The organism is Clostridium sardiniense (genome assembly GCF_050584765.1).
Taxonomy (GTDB): domain Bacteria; phylum Bacillota; class Clostridia; order Clostridiales; family Clostridiaceae; genus Clostridium; species Clostridium sardiniense_A.
The window spans coordinates 1,373,356-1,391,390 of record NZ_JBNOOR010000001.1; the positions used below are offsets into that span (position 1 = coordinate 1,373,356).

Annotated in this window: 19 protein-coding genes; 2 read left to right on the top strand and 17 right to left on the bottom strand. The window is 27.0% G+C overall.

Annotated elements, in window-relative coordinates; all coding sequences use genetic code 11:
* Positions 1–157 precede the first annotated feature (157 nt).
* Complete coding sequence (locus tag ACQPUW_RS06745) at positions 158–580, top strand: DUF2953 domain-containing protein (RefSeq protein WP_430837288.1); 423 nt, start codon at positions 158–160, stop codon at positions 578–580.
* A complete protein-coding gene (gene ytfJ, locus ACQPUW_RS06750; RefSeq protein WP_430836700.1) occupies positions 573–1,067 on the top strand; it encodes a GerW family sporulation protein in 495 nt (164 codons plus the stop codon). The genes ACQPUW_RS06745 and ytfJ overlap by 8 nt, the downstream gene beginning before the upstream one ends.
* A gap of 38 nt (positions 1,068–1,105) precedes the next feature.
* On the opposite strand, the gene scpB is transcribed toward ytfJ, so the two are convergent.
* From scpB to ACQPUW_RS06835, 17 genes are all read right to left on the bottom strand, one after another.
* On the bottom strand, positions 1,106–1,714 hold the full coding sequence (scpB, locus tag ACQPUW_RS06755; protein WP_430836701.1) for an SMC-Scp complex subunit ScpB: 609 nt from the start codon (positions 1,712–1,714) through the stop codon (positions 1,106–1,108).
* On the bottom strand, positions 1,701–2,456 hold the full coding sequence (locus ACQPUW_RS06760) for a segregation/condensation protein A (protein ID WP_430836702.1): 756 nt from the start codon (positions 2,454–2,456) through the stop codon (positions 1,701–1,703). The genes scpB and ACQPUW_RS06760 overlap by 14 nt, the downstream gene beginning before the upstream one ends.
* A gap of 111 nt (positions 2,457–2,567) precedes the next feature.
* Entirely contained in the window at positions 2,568–3,695 is a 1,128-nt protein-coding gene (locus ACQPUW_RS06765; RefSeq protein ID WP_430837289.1) for a D-alanyl-D-alanine carboxypeptidase family protein, read from the bottom strand.
* Positions 3,696–3,906: 211 nt separating this feature from the next.
* Positions 3,907–5,211 (bottom strand): pyrimidine-nucleoside phosphorylase, encoded by a 1,305-nt coding sequence (locus tag ACQPUW_RS06770; protein WP_430836703.1) that lies wholly within the window; start codon positions 5,209–5,211, stop codon positions 3,907–3,909.
* Positions 5,212–5,666: 455 nt separating this feature from the next.
* Positions 5,667–6,545, bottom strand: a complete 879-nt coding sequence (locus ACQPUW_RS06775) for a tyrosine-type recombinase/integrase (protein ID WP_430836704.1) — start codon at positions 6,543–6,545, stop codon at positions 5,667–5,669.
* An 84-nt stretch (positions 6,546–6,629) separates the two neighbouring features.
* Positions 6,630–7,265: a stage II sporulation protein M gene (gene spoIIM / locus ACQPUW_RS06780; RefSeq protein WP_430836705.1), complete on the bottom strand. Its 636-nt coding sequence runs from the start codon at positions 7,263–7,265 to the stop codon at positions 6,630–6,632.
* A gap of 136 nt (positions 7,266–7,401) precedes the next feature.
* Positions 7,402–7,920: an NUDIX domain-containing protein gene (locus ACQPUW_RS06785; protein WP_430836706.1), complete on the bottom strand. Its 519-nt coding sequence runs from the start codon at positions 7,918–7,920 to the stop codon at positions 7,402–7,404.
* 94 nt (positions 7,921–8,014) lie between these two features.
* Positions 8,015–9,139, bottom strand: a complete 1,125-nt coding sequence (locus ACQPUW_RS06790; RefSeq protein WP_430836707.1) for a DUF1002 domain-containing protein — start codon at positions 9,137–9,139, stop codon at positions 8,015–8,017.
* A gap of 244 nt (positions 9,140–9,383) precedes the next feature.
* Positions 9,384–9,680 carry a hypothetical protein gene (locus tag ACQPUW_RS06795; protein ID WP_430836708.1) on the bottom strand — a complete coding sequence of 99 codons (297 nt, stop codon included), beginning with the start codon at positions 9,678–9,680 and terminating at the stop codon, positions 9,384–9,386.
* A gap of 157 nt (positions 9,681–9,837) precedes the next feature.
* Positions 9,838–9,993 carry a hypothetical protein gene (locus ACQPUW_RS06800; RefSeq protein WP_430836709.1) on the bottom strand — a complete coding sequence of 52 codons (156 nt, stop codon included), beginning with the start codon at positions 9,991–9,993 and terminating at the stop codon, positions 9,838–9,840.
* Between the two features lie 318 nt (positions 9,994–10,311).
* Positions 10,312–10,965 carry a putative ABC transporter permease gene (locus tag ACQPUW_RS06805; protein ID WP_430836710.1) on the bottom strand — a complete coding sequence of 218 codons (654 nt, stop codon included), beginning with the start codon at positions 10,963–10,965 and terminating at the stop codon, positions 10,312–10,314.
* Between the two features lie 709 nt (positions 10,966–11,674).
* The gene (gene spo0A / locus ACQPUW_RS06810) at positions 11,675–12,505 is read right to left on the bottom strand and encodes a sporulation transcription factor Spo0A (RefSeq protein ID WP_430836711.1); all 831 of its coding nucleotides are present in this window, start codon (positions 12,503–12,505) and stop codon (positions 11,675–11,677) included.
* 348 nt (positions 12,506–12,853) lie between these two features.
* Complete coding sequence (gene spoIVB, locus ACQPUW_RS06815) at positions 12,854–14,041, bottom strand: SpoIVB peptidase (protein WP_430836712.1); 1,188 nt, start codon at positions 14,039–14,041, stop codon at positions 12,854–12,856.
* 158 nt (positions 14,042–14,199) lie between these two features.
* Complete coding sequence (gene recN, locus ACQPUW_RS06820; protein WP_430836713.1) at positions 14,200–15,891, bottom strand: DNA repair protein RecN; 1,692 nt, start codon at positions 15,889–15,891, stop codon at positions 14,200–14,202.
* A gap of 15 nt (positions 15,892–15,906) precedes the next feature.
* Entirely contained in the window at positions 15,907–16,359 is a 453-nt protein-coding gene (locus tag ACQPUW_RS06825) for an arginine repressor (protein WP_221859695.1), read from the bottom strand.
* A gap of 22 nt (positions 16,360–16,381) precedes the next feature.
* Positions 16,382–17,209, bottom strand: a complete 828-nt coding sequence (locus tag ACQPUW_RS06830) for an NAD(+)/NADH kinase (RefSeq protein ID WP_430836714.1) — start codon at positions 17,207–17,209, stop codon at positions 16,382–16,384.
* Positions 17,210–17,223: 14 nt separating this feature from the next.
* Complete coding sequence (locus ACQPUW_RS06835) at positions 17,224–18,033, bottom strand: TlyA family RNA methyltransferase (protein WP_430836715.1); 810 nt, start codon at positions 18,031–18,033, stop codon at positions 17,224–17,226.
* Positions 18,034–18,035: the final 2 nt, after the last annotated feature.

Genomic DNA, 18,035 nt, shown 5'->3' on the forward strand with positions numbered 1-18,035 from the left:
AATTTTATTATTATCTATTATATTTATAATCTTTTTGATTCCACTTCCTATTAAGGTTAGTATTTTCTATTCTGATAAAGATTATTATATAAAGTTATATAAATATGAAATAATCTCTAAGGGAAATAGAGATAAAACACATAAATTTATGAAAAATATGTATTCATTTGCTAACACTTGTAGAACTTCTAAGTTTAAAGAGAAATTTAGTGATATAATTTTCTCTAAAAATTTTTTTAAAATAATAGTTTATAAATTAAAAAAAAATAAATATAAACCTAAGCTTAAATTTAATGGTTATTTAAATTATTCCCTAGGGGATTCCGATGACACTGCCTTATTTTATGGTGTTATTTCTTCCTTTGCTCCATTTCTTTATAGGTTCTTATGTTTATTTTTTAAAATAAAAAAATCAAACTTATCAATAGAGCCCATATTTAAAGATTCCAAATTTATTAATTTAAACTATAAAAGTATAATATTTATTTCTTTGGGGCAAATTATTTATATATGCATTATATTTATAAAATCAATCTTAAAATCTAAGGAGGTGTCCCTTTTAAGGGAAAATTATGACTAGAGAACATCCAATTGAAAATTTAATGAAAAGTACTATGGAAAATATAAGAGACATGGTTGATGTTAATACTATTATTGGAGATGCTGTAGAAACTAGAGATGGAACATATATAATTCCAATATCAAAAGTTTCCTTCGGATTCGCATCTGGTGGAAGTGAATTTGATTCACATAACAAAGTTTCATCAGACCTTCAGGTAGAATATCCTTTTGGCGGTGGATCTGGAGCTGGAGTTTCAGTAAAACCTGTTGCTTTTCTTGTAGTTAGAGAAAATTGTGTCAGACTTTTACCTGTTGAACAAGATAACACATATGACAGGATTGTGGATACAGTTCCTCAAGTAATAGAAATGTTAAAAGATGCTTTTAATAGTACTATGGGAAATAAGAAATGTGAAAATAATAGCCACCATTCCGAACTTAATTCAACACCTAGCGTAGATGATATTGACTTTACATCAAACTATGATGGTCATGATGTAAAATAAAATAAAAACCATTGCTACTTACTTTGTAGCAATGGTTTTTATTTATCTGTTGCATCAATTACAACTTCTTCAATTAAATCATCTTCTATATCTTCAAATAGGTCTAATGATGGTAATTCATCTAACCCAGCTAGTCCAAATTGTCTTAAAAACTCATCTGTTGTTCCATAAAGAATTGGTCTCCCTGGAACTTCAAGTCTTCCTACCTCTGCAATAAGTTCTCTTTCAATTAACTTCTGTATTGCACTATCTGATTTAACACCTCTAATTTCATCAATATCAACTCTAGTTATAGGTTGCTTATATGCTATTATAGCCAAGCTCTCTAATGATGCTTGACTTAAAGATTGTCTTCTATTTTTTTTAAGTAACTTTTGAATATAATCACTATATTCATTTTTGGTTACTAATTGATAAGCCCCATTTAGAACAATAAGTTTTATTCCTCTGTTAGATACCTCATAGTCTAGCATCATTTCACCTAAAATTTCTTCAGTATATTTAGGAGTAATCTCTAAATTAACAGCTATATCTCTTAAAGATAATGGCTCTCCACTTACAAATAATAATGCCTCAATTATTGCTTTTATAGGTTCTTTTCTAGAAGCTTCTTTAAATTCAAACTGATTTATATTAACTGTTTCCATCTTCATCACATCCTTTAATAATTATGTCTCCAAAACTTGATGTCTGATAAACTTTTACTTTTCTTTGTTTTATAAGCTCTAATAAAGCTAAAAAGGTTACAACACATTCTAACTTACATTCGCATTCATTCATAATAGTATTGAATTCTTGTATACTTCTATTTTCTAATATTTTAAGTAAATAATCATATTTATCTTCAATTTTATATAAATCTGATCTTATGTTTCTTTGTATGACATTATTTTTATTCTGTTTATTAATGTAATTTTCAAGTATTTTATTATAAAGATTATAGAGATCTATTAATGATATATTTCTAAATATATCTTCATTGCTTATTGTAGATTCTTTTATTTCTTCAATTATCTCAGGTTTTTTTGAATAAGAAATTCCACTATCTAATGATATCGACTTAAAATATTCTGTAGAAGCTTTAATCTTTCTATATAGAATTAATTTTTCAACAAATCTCTTTTCTATATCTTCTTCATTTTCTTCTTCTACTTTAGCTTTAGGTAAAAGACTCTTTGATTTAATTTCTATTAATGTAGCTGCAATAACTATAAATTCTGATGTTATTTCTAGGTCCATTTCTTTCATAGTATCTAAGTGCTCTAAATATTGATTTGTTATCTTAAATATTTCAATATTATATATATTCATCTTATTTTTCTTTATAAGATGTAAAAGCAAATCAAATGGACCTTCAAAATCGGCTACCTTTATCTTAGGTAATTCCATGTTTTCTCCACCCTTCAAGCAAAATAACATTATAATTATACACTAAATAGAGTGTTTTTTAAATGAAATTTTAAAGGAACCATACAATCTGTATGATTCCTTATGATAATTTTATTCATCTTTTTTAGGCAGAATATTTTTAACTTTAAATTTAATCTTTTCTATTATATTTGGCTTTTTAATATCTCTATCTGTGTATATATCTACTTCTCCAACTTTATCTTTTCCAATATATACTTCGCACTTACCTACTATATCTCCTGCACTATACTTATCCTTTATTTCATCAATTTTAATTTTCTTTTCAATATCACCTTGTTTACCTTTTTCTAATATAGCAACTAAATCCTCTTTAGCCTTTGCTACAAAATACTTATCTGTTTTTTCACCCATGGTTACATTTCCGACTTCTTCATCCTTAGATACTATCTTTTTACCTTCAAATTTAGAGAAGCCGTGATTTAATAATATACTTGCATCTCTATTTCTTATTTTAAAAGTAGGTGCTCCCATTATTACAGAAAGCATTCTAACTCCATCTCTTGTTGCTGTAGCAGATATACAATACTTTGCTTCTGATGTATATCCTGTCTTTAAACCATCACACCCTTTAAAGAACCTTACAAGTTTATTATGGTTAACAAGTTCTATTGGACTTTTTCTTCCTTCAGATATTGTTTCCATATATGTACCTGTATATTTAAATATTTTTTCATGCTTCAATAATTCCATTGACATTAATGCAATATCCCTTGCTGTTGATAAATGTCCTTCAGCTGGAAGACCATTACAATTTTTAAAAGTTGTATTTTTCATACCTAGCTCTTGAGCTCTTTTATTCATTAACTCAACAAAACTTTCTTCTGATCCAGCTAAATACTCTGCCATAGCTACAGAAGCATCATTTCCTGATGCGATAGCAATTCCCTTGAATATATCCTCTACGGATCTTATTTCTCCTGTATCAAGGAGCATTGTGCTACCACCCATTTTTTTAGCATTTTCGCTACATGTTATCTTATCATCAAGTTTTATTTTTCCACTATCAACTGCTTCTATTGCAAGTAACATAGTCATTATTTTAGTTACAGAAGCTGGAGCAAATTTTTCATCAACATTTTTTTCGTATATTATCTTTCCAGTCTTTGGTTCCATTAATAATGCTGATTTTGCCTCTATATTCATTCCACCTTCTTCTTCACTTTTTGCAAATGCGCTTATAGATGATATTGGTAACATTAATACTAATAATACTATACTTATTACTTTCATTAGTTCTTTATATATTTTTTTCATATTCTTATCCTCCTCTCAAAGTTATTGTTACCATTTAGAGAAACTTTAACACTAGTTATTTCTTATATAATTTGTATTTAAAATCCAATATTTTGTTTTTCTTTTTACAAAAAAAGAAGCTAAACACTAATCGTTTAGCTTCTTTAAAAATTCTTTATTTCACTATATCATATATTAAAGGTAAATCATCACCTTTTGATTCTTCAATAACTATATTTTCAAGCAAATCTTTTCTTGCTGTTTCTCCCTTAGCCAAATCATTTGAATATACATAAGCAATTATATCTCCCTTAGCTACCTTATCTCCACGCTTTTTATTAAGCTTAACTCCGACAGATAAATCTATCTTACTTTCTTTAGTTGCTCTTCCTGCACCTAAATTCATAGCAATGATACCTAATTTTTCAGCATGTATTTTATCTATATACCCATCCTTTTCAGATTTTACTTCAATTACATATTTTGCTTTAGGGAATTTACTTATATCATCAACATATGATTCATCTCCGCCTTGCGCTTTAACAAATTCTTTTAACTTCTTAAGGGCTTTACCATTTTCTATATTTTCCATAAGTAATGTCCTTCCCTCTTCTATAGTATTAACCTTTCCTGAAAGAATAAGCATATTACTTCCTAATGTTAGTGTAAGCTCTAAAAGATCACTAGGTCCATTTCCTTTTAAAAGATCTATAGCCTCAATTACTTCCAAAGCATTTCCTATTGCAAAACCAAGTGGTTGATCCATATCTGATATAATTGCAATTGTCTTTCTTCCAACATTATTACCTATATCAACCATTTCTCTAGCAAGCTCTTTAGCATCATCTGGTGTTTTCATAAATGCGCCATCTCCAACTTTTACATCAAGAACTATAGCATCTGATCCGGATGCTATTTTTTTACTCATTATACTAGATGCAATAAGTGACATATTATCAACTGTTGCTGTAACATCTCTTAAGGCATAAATTTTCTTATCTGCTGGAGCTAAATGACCTGTTTGCGCTGCTAATGCAATATTAAAATCATTTACATTATCTATAAATTGTTGTTGATCAAGCTCTACTGAAAATCCTTTGAATGCTTCTAGTTTATCAATAGTTCCTCCAGTGTGTCCAAGTCCTCTTCCAGACATTTTAGCAACTGGAACATCACAGCTAGCAACAAGTGGTGCTAAACATATTGAAGTTTTGTCACCTACCCCGCCAGTTGAGTGCTTATCAACTTTTATTCCTTTAATATTAGATAAATCTAACTTATCTCCTGAATTCACCATTGCCATTGTTAAATCAGCAGTTTCTCTTTTATTCATTTTATTAAAGAAAATTGCCATCAAAAGAGCTGATGCCTGATAATCAGGAATTTCTTTATTTGTATATCCTTGAACGAAAAATTCAATCTCGTCTTTTGTTAATTCTAATCCTTTTCTTTTTTTCAAAATTATATCATACATTCTCATTACTAATTCCTCCTTGGTTATACCTTCTATATCATATAACCTAATTTAAATTTTCAGATATAAACATAATTCGTTTATATCTGAAAATTTTATAGATTATAAATTAATTCTTTTATTACCCTTTATAAATTACATTTATAATTTAGACTATTAAATTTATGTATTCTAGTATTTTTTTATTAAAATCAATCTAAATTATAATTTTTAATAAAATTATATATACTATTAAGCCTTAAGAATTTATCCTTACTAAAGCCTGCAAGTGGATTTTATATTAATTCAAACCCACTATACAGCCTTATAAGTATTATTAAATTCATTGTTTTCTAAATCTAAATAAATATTTATCTCTTTAAGTTTTTCTACCACTATACTATCTAGTACTACTAGCTCTGACCTTCTCATAATGACCCTCCTATCAAAACTATTTTCTAATCTTTTGTTATATTAAATAGTTATGCCCTAGGATGAGCATTCTTATATACTAAATTAATTTTATCACTATTAATTATTTCATAATAAGTATCCATATAAGTTAATACTTGATTACCTAATAATTTTTGCACAGCTCTAACATTCGCACCATTTTGTAGCATATGCACAGCAAATGAATGTCTGAATGTATTTAGATTAACATCTTTTTTTATTCCAGCTTTATGAGAGTACTCTTTAACAATTCTCCATATTCCTTGTCTAGTTAATCCTTTACCATTTAAATTAACAAATAATTTATTAACACCACTTTCAGCAACTTCATCTCTAACTAAAATATATTCTTCAAGAGCTCTAGTTGCACTTCTTCCTATTGGAATTAATCTTTCATAATGTTTATTGTCAGTACATTTTACAAAAGAAAGATCCAAATTTATGTCCTCAACATCTAATGAAATAAGTTCAGATACTTTCATTCCAGTTGCATACATAAGTTCAAGTAACGCATTATCTCTAATACCTTTAACTCCATTTTTTTCTACGGATTTTATAATCCTGTCAACCTCTTCAACAGTAAGAATCTGAGGTAACTTTTTACTAGTTCTACTACTTTTATAGGTTATTTTAGGAATGTCACTTATCTTTCCTTTTGTTTTTAAAAACCCATAAAAACTTCTTAAACTTATTACTATTCTATTTATTGATCGTTCTGACTTACCTCCATCTAAAAGATTTTGAATGTATCCTGTAATAGCTACATTATCTGTTGTGTAAAGCTCCATATCCTTAGTCTTAAGAAATTTAATAAAAAGATTTACATCAGTAACATATGCATATACAGTATTTTCACTTTTTTCATTATTTAGTAAGTACTCCTTATAACTCTCTATAATTTCTAACATTCTTCTCTCCTACACCATTGCTAATTATATATATTCGACATTTTTTTCTATTTTCCTTCTATTTTTCTTTAGATCACTTATTTTTTATAGATAAAATTTAGTTACTACAAATTTAATAATATTAGGACATATATAAGTTTCTACAACTATACCTATTACAACAACACATAATAATATTATTAAAATGTTGATGCCTCCTTTATTTAAAATTAAATTTCTAATTGGTGTTTTTCTAATAAATTTCTCCTTAAATTTTGTTGTTGAAATACTAAGTGCCATTATGCTAAGTGCAATAATACTAGGAATGTAAATAATATTTTGTGGTATGATAGAACTTAACGCAATTCCTAAACCTTGTCCATCAAAAGTAGTTAATAAAAATGTAAAAGTATATCCTATTGTAAAACCTTTAATTAAATCTAGCGCTAATATTATAGGACTACCAAAGAATGTAAAGCTAAATATAATTATTGGTACTATTAAAAGTATATTCTTCTTAACAACTTCTAATAACAAAATTCCATAATCTATTGGTTTTTTTCCCATACTATTTATAAAACTTGTATAATAACTAGTTAAATCTTGTCTATCTGTAGGATTCATGCTTTTTACTGCATAAACACCAAGTACAATTCCAACACAGAAAAATAATAGTACTAACAAATAATATAACTTCTGTTCTTCAAATGCATCACCTATTTTTTTAACCAAAGCTTTCATCTTTCTATCCTCCTAAAGTTGTTATAAATAATATTATGATATTAATTGTAAATTTATTCTTACAACTTAAGGATAAATATGTAAATATATTAAAAAGAAGCAATTTTCAATAAAAAATTGCTTCTTTTTAATAACTTTATAGATACATGAAAGCAGATATAGTTTTTGTATCTATAATTCTTCCATCTTTAATCATTTCTTTTACTTCTTTTATTTTATATGGTTTAGCTTCAATAAATTCGTCATCATCTCCACCTTTTACCCCTTTGTAAAGGTTCGTAGCCTTATATATGTGTATTTGCTCATCAGTAAAACCAGCACCAGTTGCAATAGTTCCTAAATGCTCTATATTCTCTGACTTATATCCTGTTTCTTCTTCAAGTTCTCTATATGCACAAATCTTAGGATCTTCACCTTTTTCTAATTTTCCTGCAGGAATTTCTAATAAAACTCTATTTAATGCTACTCTAAACTGCTCTACTAGTAACACTGTTTCATCATCTAAAAATGCAAGTACTGCTGATGCTCCCGGATGTCTTATAACATCTCTATTCCCCTTATTCCCATCTGGTAATTCAACATCTATACTAACAAATTTTAGAAAATTACCTTCATACTTTAGTTCTTCTTTTATTATCTTTTCATTTAAATCCATCTTAATACTCCTTCCAATCTATTACATACAATTATTATATACATTTTTGTTTTTATTTACAATTCATACTAATTGTATTGTGATAAATAAAGCATTAATTTGTCGTGCTTTGTGAAGAGTTATTTGAATTAGTTGATTCTTGTGATGAGTCAGAATTAAATAATCCTTTAACCCAATTTACAAATTTAGTGAATATACCTTCATCTTCTGTAGATTGTGTACTATTATTTTCACCGCTTTGTTGGATTTCATTATTTGTTCCAGTAACTACTGTAGTATCACCTAATGCTTCATTATTAGTTTGATTCAATATTCCAGTATCCTCAGCTTTATTTTCTACTTTTTCTTTAGCACCACTAAAGAACTCTTTGATATTATTCCATAGGTTTTGGAAAAATCCTGAATCTTTAATAGCTTGTCCTGAACTTTCCAATACATCTTGGATATTCTTACCTATCTCATTTAATGTATTTTTCATTTCATCATAATTATATCCTTGCTTACCTATATCAACCATAAGATTGCTTAGTTCTTTTTCTTGTTCTGGAGTAAGTTTTATATTGTAATTATTAGTTACATTATTTATTATATTATTTACTGTATTTGGAGTCTCTGCTTTATCCTTTATAACTTGTGTCTTTACATCATTAACTACAGCTGCTGCCTTTTCTTGTCCAATATTTGAATCATTTGCAAGATTACCTGTAGTAACTAATTCTTTATTAGCTAATTCTTTTTTTTCTGAATCTAATTTATTTCCTGTTGAATCTTCAAATCCTTTTAATATTCCTGTTAATGCACCAGTACCTGAAACTTGGAACGGTGCTGCTGCTATTACATTAGCATCATTTATTCCTGCCGTTACTAAAGTATTTGATATCATGGAAGCTGTTACCCAAGTAAGATTTACCGTTTTTACATTTATTCCTGAACCTGCCTTTGTAGGTTGTACATATGAGCATGATATAGTTTTATTTCCTATTTCAGCTTCACTTGCAATTCCTTTTAAAGCTTCTCTTTCTTCTTTATTATTTACATTTATTAACTGGTATGTTCCTTCTTTAGCATTGAAATACTTAAGCATATCATTTTTTTGCTCTTGAGTTAAATTTGCACCAAGTGTTATTACATTAAATTGATCTGCAAAAGCAAATGTACTACTGCTTATTGCTATTATTGTTGTTAATGCTATCATAGAAAATATTTTTTTAGCCTTCATTTATTTTCTCTCCATTCTATTTTTGTAGTTAAAGTATATAATACAAAACTTATTAATCTTTTATACTTTAACTATACTATTAATTTCACATTATAATTATATATTCTTTTCTAATATATAATTATAATGTGAAATCCTTAATAAAACATTAAGTAATTATTAAGGATTTCTGATTGTTACCATTAATTTTATTAATTAATCATAAAAAAGAACTCACTTTTTAGAAAGTGAGTTCTTTTAAATATTATAATAACTCTTCATATTCTTTGTTTATTTTAAAAATTTTAAATAATAATAATCCATTAATGCTATCTTCAGTGGTTATAAATCCTTCTTTTTCCAAATTATTTAAAGCTATCATTATATCTTTTTCATTTTCTCCTATATCAAGTTTTAATTTATCTAAATTAAAACTTGACCATTCTTTTCTTTCTCTTAAATAACTTCTAACTTTATTATATACCTTACTTTCCTTATGCTCATCCACTAACTTTTTAATTTCTTTATTAGATTTTATTTCATCTATAAATTTATCTTTCATAAATAATACCTCTTCATCTCATTTTTATTGTTTTGTTCCTAATACTTTAATAATAAAACAATAATATTGATATTTTCTAATGTCATTATTAAATTTTAATAAATATTAGATAATCTAGGAATTATAATTAATCTTCTCATTAACATTCAAATTCATTTCATTTTGTTTTTCTATCTATCCTGACTTTAATTTTATAATTGCCAGATATAATAGTTATAATTCCACTTTCATCTTCTAAATCTATATAAATATCATTTCCTAAATTATTTATTTCATTTCTTATAAATGTAGATATTTCTTTATCAAATCTCATTACAATCTCCTTTTATTAAATAAATTTCACTTTATATCAATATTATATGACATATTTTACTATTTGTAAATATATGGTATTTTATTTTTCTTTTTAAGTGTCATTTACGAGTATTTTATTTAAGATTAAAATATATTATGTTAAGAGTTATATTAATAAAAAGTGTTAATTTAACTTAGATTTTTATAGTAAATTTTATTTTTTAACTATTCCTTTTTAATCTATTTTTAAAATTTAAAATATAACATAAAAAAACACTAGGAATTAACCTAATGTTTTTTATGTTATCTTCTATTCTCTATATATTTTTTTACTCACCTAGTTTTTAGGCTTTGGGAAAATCATATTAGGATATACTTTTTTCATATATGAATTAGGATAATGCTCATCTAAAAATCGATCAATAGTACTATCAGCTTTAACATGATTTATCCTTGCAACTTCTCTTCTTACAGCTAATGCAGACAATATAATATTAGGTATCATAATTATTAAAAATATGTATGTCCAAATTTTTATAGTTCTATTAGAAAAACGTGCCATAAGCTTGTTAAACAAAGGATATATCTCTTTTATAAAACATACACCCAATATTCCCCAAAACACACAATACTCAACACTTGTTCTTCCATTAATGCTAAGCGCCTTACTAGTATAATCCCAAGATATTGTACCTACCAGTTTTTGTTGCCCCCATGAGCATGCATATTCAAATATTCCTCCCAAAACAGCACTTATGGGGAATATTATCAACCCACTAAATTTAGCGAATCTATATAATGCTATAGTAAGAAGAACACATCCTATACCGTATACTGGACTAAATGGTCCATATAGCAACCCTTGTCTACTTTCAAAATAACCGTTTCTAATATAACACCAAATCATTTCTACTGCATACCCCAAGACAGATCCTACCATAAAAAGCCAAATCAGCTTATAGAAATTTATTTCATTTTTCGAATTAAACATATAGCCTCCTTCTAATCGTAATATAACTTTAATACTTAAAATGATATCATTATATTAAGTATTAATAAGGAAAATCCTTTTAAATTTCTTTAAACTTTACCATATATCTCTTATAAGAATATATTTCCTTAATATAATACCTAATCATATCTTAATATAATATTACATAGATTTATGCTAATTTATTTAATATAAATAATTTTGTTTTTTATTATTTTATTTATAGTTATTTTAATGGAATTCTTTTATTTATAATCATTTACGAGTATATTATTTACGATACTTTTTCATTTATTATTTCTTTTTTGTCTATTATTTACCCCCATAAATCTCACCCTATTTTTTATTTCTTTATATTTTTTCATATAATTCCCTAATCCACAACAAAAAAAGACTAGATACCTATATCTAATCTTCCACATTTTTTTATTTAGCCTTGGCATTAACAACTAAATTCCATAATTATTAGATTATAATATAAAATTCAAAATATAGGCAACTTTACTTTTTATAATTTAAGTCTTAATTAATACTAAGTAACTATTATTTTATATTAATTAATTTTTTGAATAAAAAAAGACATCAACTAATCAATTTTGCAACCGATTAGTTGATGTCTTTATAAAAAGAAAAATATTTATTGTTGTAATTTTGCATTTACTGCTTATACTTTTAATTTTATAACCTTTATAAACCTAGTAAAATAGACTTATGATACCTTATTTTTTAATCTTAATTTATCTGCAATAATTGCTATAAATTCACTATTAGTTGGCTTACCTTTATCATTGTGTACAGTATACCCAAATAACTTATTAATAGCGTCTATTTGTCCTCTACCCCAAGCAACTTCTATAGCATGTCTTATTGCTCTTTCTACTCTTGATGCAGTAGTATTATATTTTTTAGCTATAGATGGATATAATTCCTTAGTAACTGCTGATAATAATTCCATATCATTTACTACCATTGTTATTGCTTCTCTTAAATACATATATCCTTTTATGTGAGCTGGAACTCCTATTTCATGTATTATACTTGTAATTTCAGTTTCTAAATCAACTGGTTCATTGCGTGATATTGATGAATTATGAGAAATCATATCATTATTTTGAGAATTTATAGTTTGTCTATTTGATGTATTTACTCTAGGTGCACCAGTATTAAACATTTCTCTTATTCTTTTTGTAAATATGTCCATATCAAATGGCTTTACAACATAATAATCTGCTCCTAATGTAATTGCTTGTTGAGTTATTTTATCTTGTCCAACAGCAGATAGGACAATAACTCTTGGCATCTTATCCAAATTCATATTATTTAATTTTTCTAATACTCCTAATCCATCTAGATGAGGCATAATGATATCTAGTACGACTAAATCTGGTTTTTTAGCTTCTATTAGACTTAGAGCCTCCCTTCCATCTTTTGCTATACCAGTTACTATAATATCTTTCTGATTTAATAGATAATCATTTAAAATACTACAAAACTCTTTATTATCATCAGCTATAAGTACAGATATTTTTGAATCTTCCATGTTTTTCTCCCCTTTATCCATTTTATATTGTACAACTATATCTACCCACAAAACTTTGTATGTTATCTCAAAGAAGGTTAATTTTCCCTTACTTTATAAATATTCGACATTTATTTAGAAAATCCTTTTATAAGATAACACTTAATTTTATAATAGAAATAATTTATATATTTTTATTTTAACGGCAAGTTTCACCTTCCACTATTTGTAAATTATACACCATTTATAATAATTCGTCTATAGTTTTTAGTAATTTTTTCCATTTTGTTTGCTTTTTATATTATTTCATACCTTTATATATATAATAAAAAAAGGTAAGACAAATTGTGCCTTACCTTTTAAACCATATTATTTAATAATCCCTGCATCTTCTAACATCCAATCTATATATATTCCATATCCAACATCAGGTTTATTTATAAGAACATGTGTTACTGCTCCTACTATTTTTCCATTTTGTATAATAGGACTACCACTCATGCCTTGAATAATACCACCTGTTTTTTGTAAAAGTTCCTCATCAGTAACCTTTATAATCATACTTTTAGGACTTGGAGTTTCCTGATTTAACTTTTTTACAATTTCTATATCATATTCTTTTGGGCCAGTTTCATCTATTGTAGTTATAATCTTAGCTTTACCAACTTCAATTTCATCTCTAAAGCCAACTGGAAGCGGTGTTACAGTTTTTCCTTGCGAATAATCATTTTTCTTTGATCCAAATATCCCACATTGAGTATTTTTTTGGATACTTCCTATTGGAGTATCTTCATTTGTAAAAATACCTTTTAGTTCTCCTGGTGCTCCTTTTTCTCCTTTTCTTAAGCTAATTATAGATGCCTCTAATAATTCCCCAGATTTCACAGTAAATTTAGTATTTGTATCTCCATCTGTAATTGGATGTCCTAGTGCACCAAATTTTCCTGTTTCTTCATGATAAAATGTTAAAGTACCAACTCCTGCTGTAGAGTCTCTTATCCAAAGTCCTAGCTTATACTCATCTTTTTCTTTTTTCATATTTATTGACTTATCTATCTCTTTTCCATCTCTATTTACAACTAATTCTATTTTATCTTTTTTTGAATTCCTTACTACATTCATTACTTCCTTAGTCGTATACACTTTTTTACCATTAATTTCAGTAATTAAATCACCAAGTTCTATTCCAGATGTTTTACAAGGGCTTTCACTTTTTTGATCACCTATCATTATATCTGAAAATCCTACAACTAATACTCCATTAGATGATAATCTTACACCAACACTAGTTCCACCAGGATATAATTTTAAATCTTTTATATTTTGTACAGCAACAGACTTAAGAGGAATTAATCCCATGAAGCTTATATCTACAGTATCACCATTATAAGTTAAACGATTTAAAGGGCTAATGTCATCGAATATAGACGTTGTTTCTATTTCATTGCTTGTGTATACCTTATCTGGCATATCTTTAATAGTAAAGATTGTTGTTAATACCAATATAGTTATCAAGGTCATTAAGAAACTTATAGATTTTATTATTTTCCTTTTCATCTCTTCTCCTCCTTTGCCTCTGTTCTTAAGTTACCCTGAAGACATGCCATATATTCTGTATTAACTTTACTATAATAGACAAATTTTTTTAAAACAAAAAAATAAAACCACAGAGTTACCGTGATTTTATTTTTTCCTTTTATCCTCTCAGATATGTATTATATTGCTTTTAATTCTGTTTTTTTTGTATTTGAATTTTCAAACATCTCTCTTACATTTTCCAATGTTGCATTAGTTACACTATCTCCACCTAACATTGTAGCTACTTGATATATTTTTTCATCAATTGATAATAATCTTATCTTTGTAAATGTCTTCTCATTTTTAACTTCTTTAGACACAAAATAATGATGATCAGATAATATAGCTATTTGAGGTAAATGTGTTATACATAAAACTTGATGATTCTTAGATACTTGATACATTTTTTCTCCAACTCTTTGTCCAACTTGCCCACTAATACCAGTATCTATTTCATCAAAAATTAATGTTGGAATATCATCTTTATCCGCAAAAACGCATTTTAGTGCAAGCATTATTCTAGACAATTCTCCACCTGATAAAACTTTTTCAAGAGATTTTAGTGGTTCTCCTGGATTTGTTGAAATCATGAATGTAACATCATCAAAACCTTTTTCATTAAAATCATCCTGTGGTTCTATCAGTATATTCATTCTTGATTTATCTAATCCAACATAAGATAATTCTGATAAAATCTTATCTTCAAGTTCCTTACTATAAGATTTTCTAATAGAAGAAATTTTCTCACCAACTTTTTTCATTTTAGCAAAAATTTCTTTTTCTTTTTCTTCAAGTTCTTTAATTATTTCTTCAGCATGCACTAATTCTTCATATTGTTTTTTTAAATCATTATAATTAGATATAACTAGTTCAACTGATCCACCATATTTCTTCTTATAGCTATTTATAGTAAATAATCTTTCATTTATTCTTGCCAGTTCCTCTTCATCATACTGTATATCATCAGACATATCTCTAAGCTCTCTTGATGCTTCTTCTATATTATAAAAAGCTTCTTCTATAACTTCTCTTTTTTCTTTTATTTTTAACAGATGCTCCTCAACAGAAGTTAACTCTGATATTACTTTTGAAAGAGAATCAAGTACGCTTGAAGATTCCATACCATTTAAAAAATTATAGCTATTACTAATTGCAAGAGTTATTTTTTCTGCATTAGATAGCATATTATATTCTTCTTTTAAGTCTTCCTCTTCACCTATTTTCAATTTACCTTTTTCAATATCTTCAATCTGAAATTTAATATAATCTACTAATTTATCTCTATCTTTATTTCCATTGATATTTTTTATCTTTTCTCTGGTTTTTAATAGCGCTTCTCTTAAAATTAAAAATTTATCTAATTCGTTTTCTATTTTTTCACCAATATAACTATCTAAATAATTAACATGGCTACTTTTTTGAAGTAAACTCTGATTTTGATGTTGTCCATGAATATCCAAAAGTTTTTCTCTTATTCTTCTTAATTGATTTACAATTAGACTTTTACCATTTACTTTGATGATACTTTTCCCACTTAATAATGTTTCCCTTGATATTATTAATATATCATCAAATTCTATTTCTAATTCATTTAATACATCAAAAAGTTTACTATCTTTAATATCAAATATAGCTTCAACCCGAGTTCTACTTTCCCCTGTTCTAATTAAATCTTTTGAAAACTTTCCACCAAGCACGTAATCTATTGCATCTATTAAGATTGACTTACCAGCACCAGTTTCTCCAGATAATATATTAAATCCTTCACCTAAATCTATTGATATTTCTTCAATAAGCGCAAAATTTTTAATATTTAATTGTACTAACATCTATACCACCTATAATTACTCATTAATTCTACTTTGTATACTAGTTACAAGATCTTCTGCCCCTTCAAGACTTCTAACTAAAATAAATATTGTATTATCTCCTGCTACAGTACCTGCTATATCTTCGAATCCTAAGCTATCAATCGCTTCTGCTGCCGCAGATGCTCCACCTGTAAAAGTTTTTACAACTACCATCTTATCTACATTCTCAACATGCACAACTGCATTTGTTAATATATTTGCAAGTTTATCATTAATATTTGATGACTCTTTTGTCGGAACAACATACTTATATTTTCCTGCAACTGACTGCATCTTTAATAGTTTTAAATTTTTAATGTCTCTTGAAACAGTCGCTTGAGTAACATCAAATCCAGATTTTTTTAACTCTTCCGCAAGCTCTTCTTGAGTTTCTATATCTTTCTCTTTAATAATTTCTAATATTTTTTCATGTCTTTTTGATTTCAATGTACCTCACCATCTCATTCTATTATTTATTTAAAATTTTTGTTCTTAACACTTCAAAATAGTCATAATCATCAAATTGTATTAGCTTTGCTTCTCTCTCAGCTCTACTTATTCTAATTATAGCCTTCTTGTCTACTTCATATACTTTTTGACCATCAACAGTTAGATAAAGCTCTTCCTCTTCATGGAATGTTTTAATTGTTATTTTACTATCTCCTCTAAGAACCATAGTTTGCATACTTTTTGTATGAGGACAAATAGGTGTTATTAATATAACATCTAAGTCTGGATATATAAATGGTCCACCTGCTGAAAATGAATATGCTGTAGAACCAGTAGGCGTTGCAATAATAAGGCCATCACCTTTGAAGGAACTATAATATTTGCCGTCAACATATATATTAAACTTAGTCATTCTTGATAATGTACCTCTTGCGATTACAATGTCATTTAACGCTATTTGTTCATCATTTTTAACATCATTTATCTTACATTTTAAAAGCATTCTTTCTTCTACCTTAAAAAGATCATTTTTAAGTTTAAATATAGCTTTATCTATCTCTGATATATCAATACTACTCAAAAATCCAAGATTACCAATATTTATTCCAAGTAGTGGTATATCTAGTTTATTAGCTATCTTTCTTGCAACACCAAGTAATGTTCCATCTCCACCTAAAACAATAAGTAATTCTATATCTTTTGAAAGATCACTGCATTTAATTTCATATGTATTGAATATATCTATCTTTACTTTATCAAATGCCTTATTCAATTTTTCAATAACTAAATTTACAATAATTCCTTCGCAATCCTTAGATGGATTTATTGCAATACCTATATGTCTCATAAATATCCCGCCTTTTATATTTCTGAATGTGAAGCAGATACTACATTTTCTATATCTTCCATCTTAAAGTTACTAACTTTTTCTTTCTTTTTAGTAAAGTATACTAAATACTCTATATTTCCTTCTGGTCCTTTTATAGGTGAGTAACTAACCCCTAATATATTTAGATCATGTTCTAATAGATAATTTACTATAGAGTTTACTACTTCTTTATGAGTGCTTTCTTCACGAACTACTCCCTTTTTACCTACCTTTTCTCTTCCAGCTTCAAATTGAGGTTTAATTAAAGCTACAACTTCACCATCATCTTTTAAAAGATTTATAGTAGCTGGCATAATTGTTTTTAATGATATAAATGAAACATCTATTGATGCAAAGTCAAGTTTTTCTCCTATATCTTCTGGAGTTACGTATCTAATATTAGTACGCTCCATACAAACAACTCTTTCATCAGTTCTAAGTTTCCATGCAAATTGTCCATATCCAACATCAACTGAAAATACTTTTCTAGCACCGTTTTGAAGCATACAATCTGTAAATCCACCTGTAGATGCTCCGATGTCCATACAAACTTTACCATCTAGAACTAAAGGAAATTCCTTCATGGCTTTTTCAAGCTTAAGTCCACCTCTACTTACATAAGGTATAGTATCACCTTTAAATTCAATATTAGAAGTTACGCTAACTTTTGCTCCTGCTTTATCAACTCTTTGTCCATCCACAAATACTTTTCCAGCCATTATATTTGTTTTAGCTCTTTCTCTTGATGAAATTATCCCTCTATCTACTAATAATACATCAAGTCTCTCTTTCTTATCTGCCATTT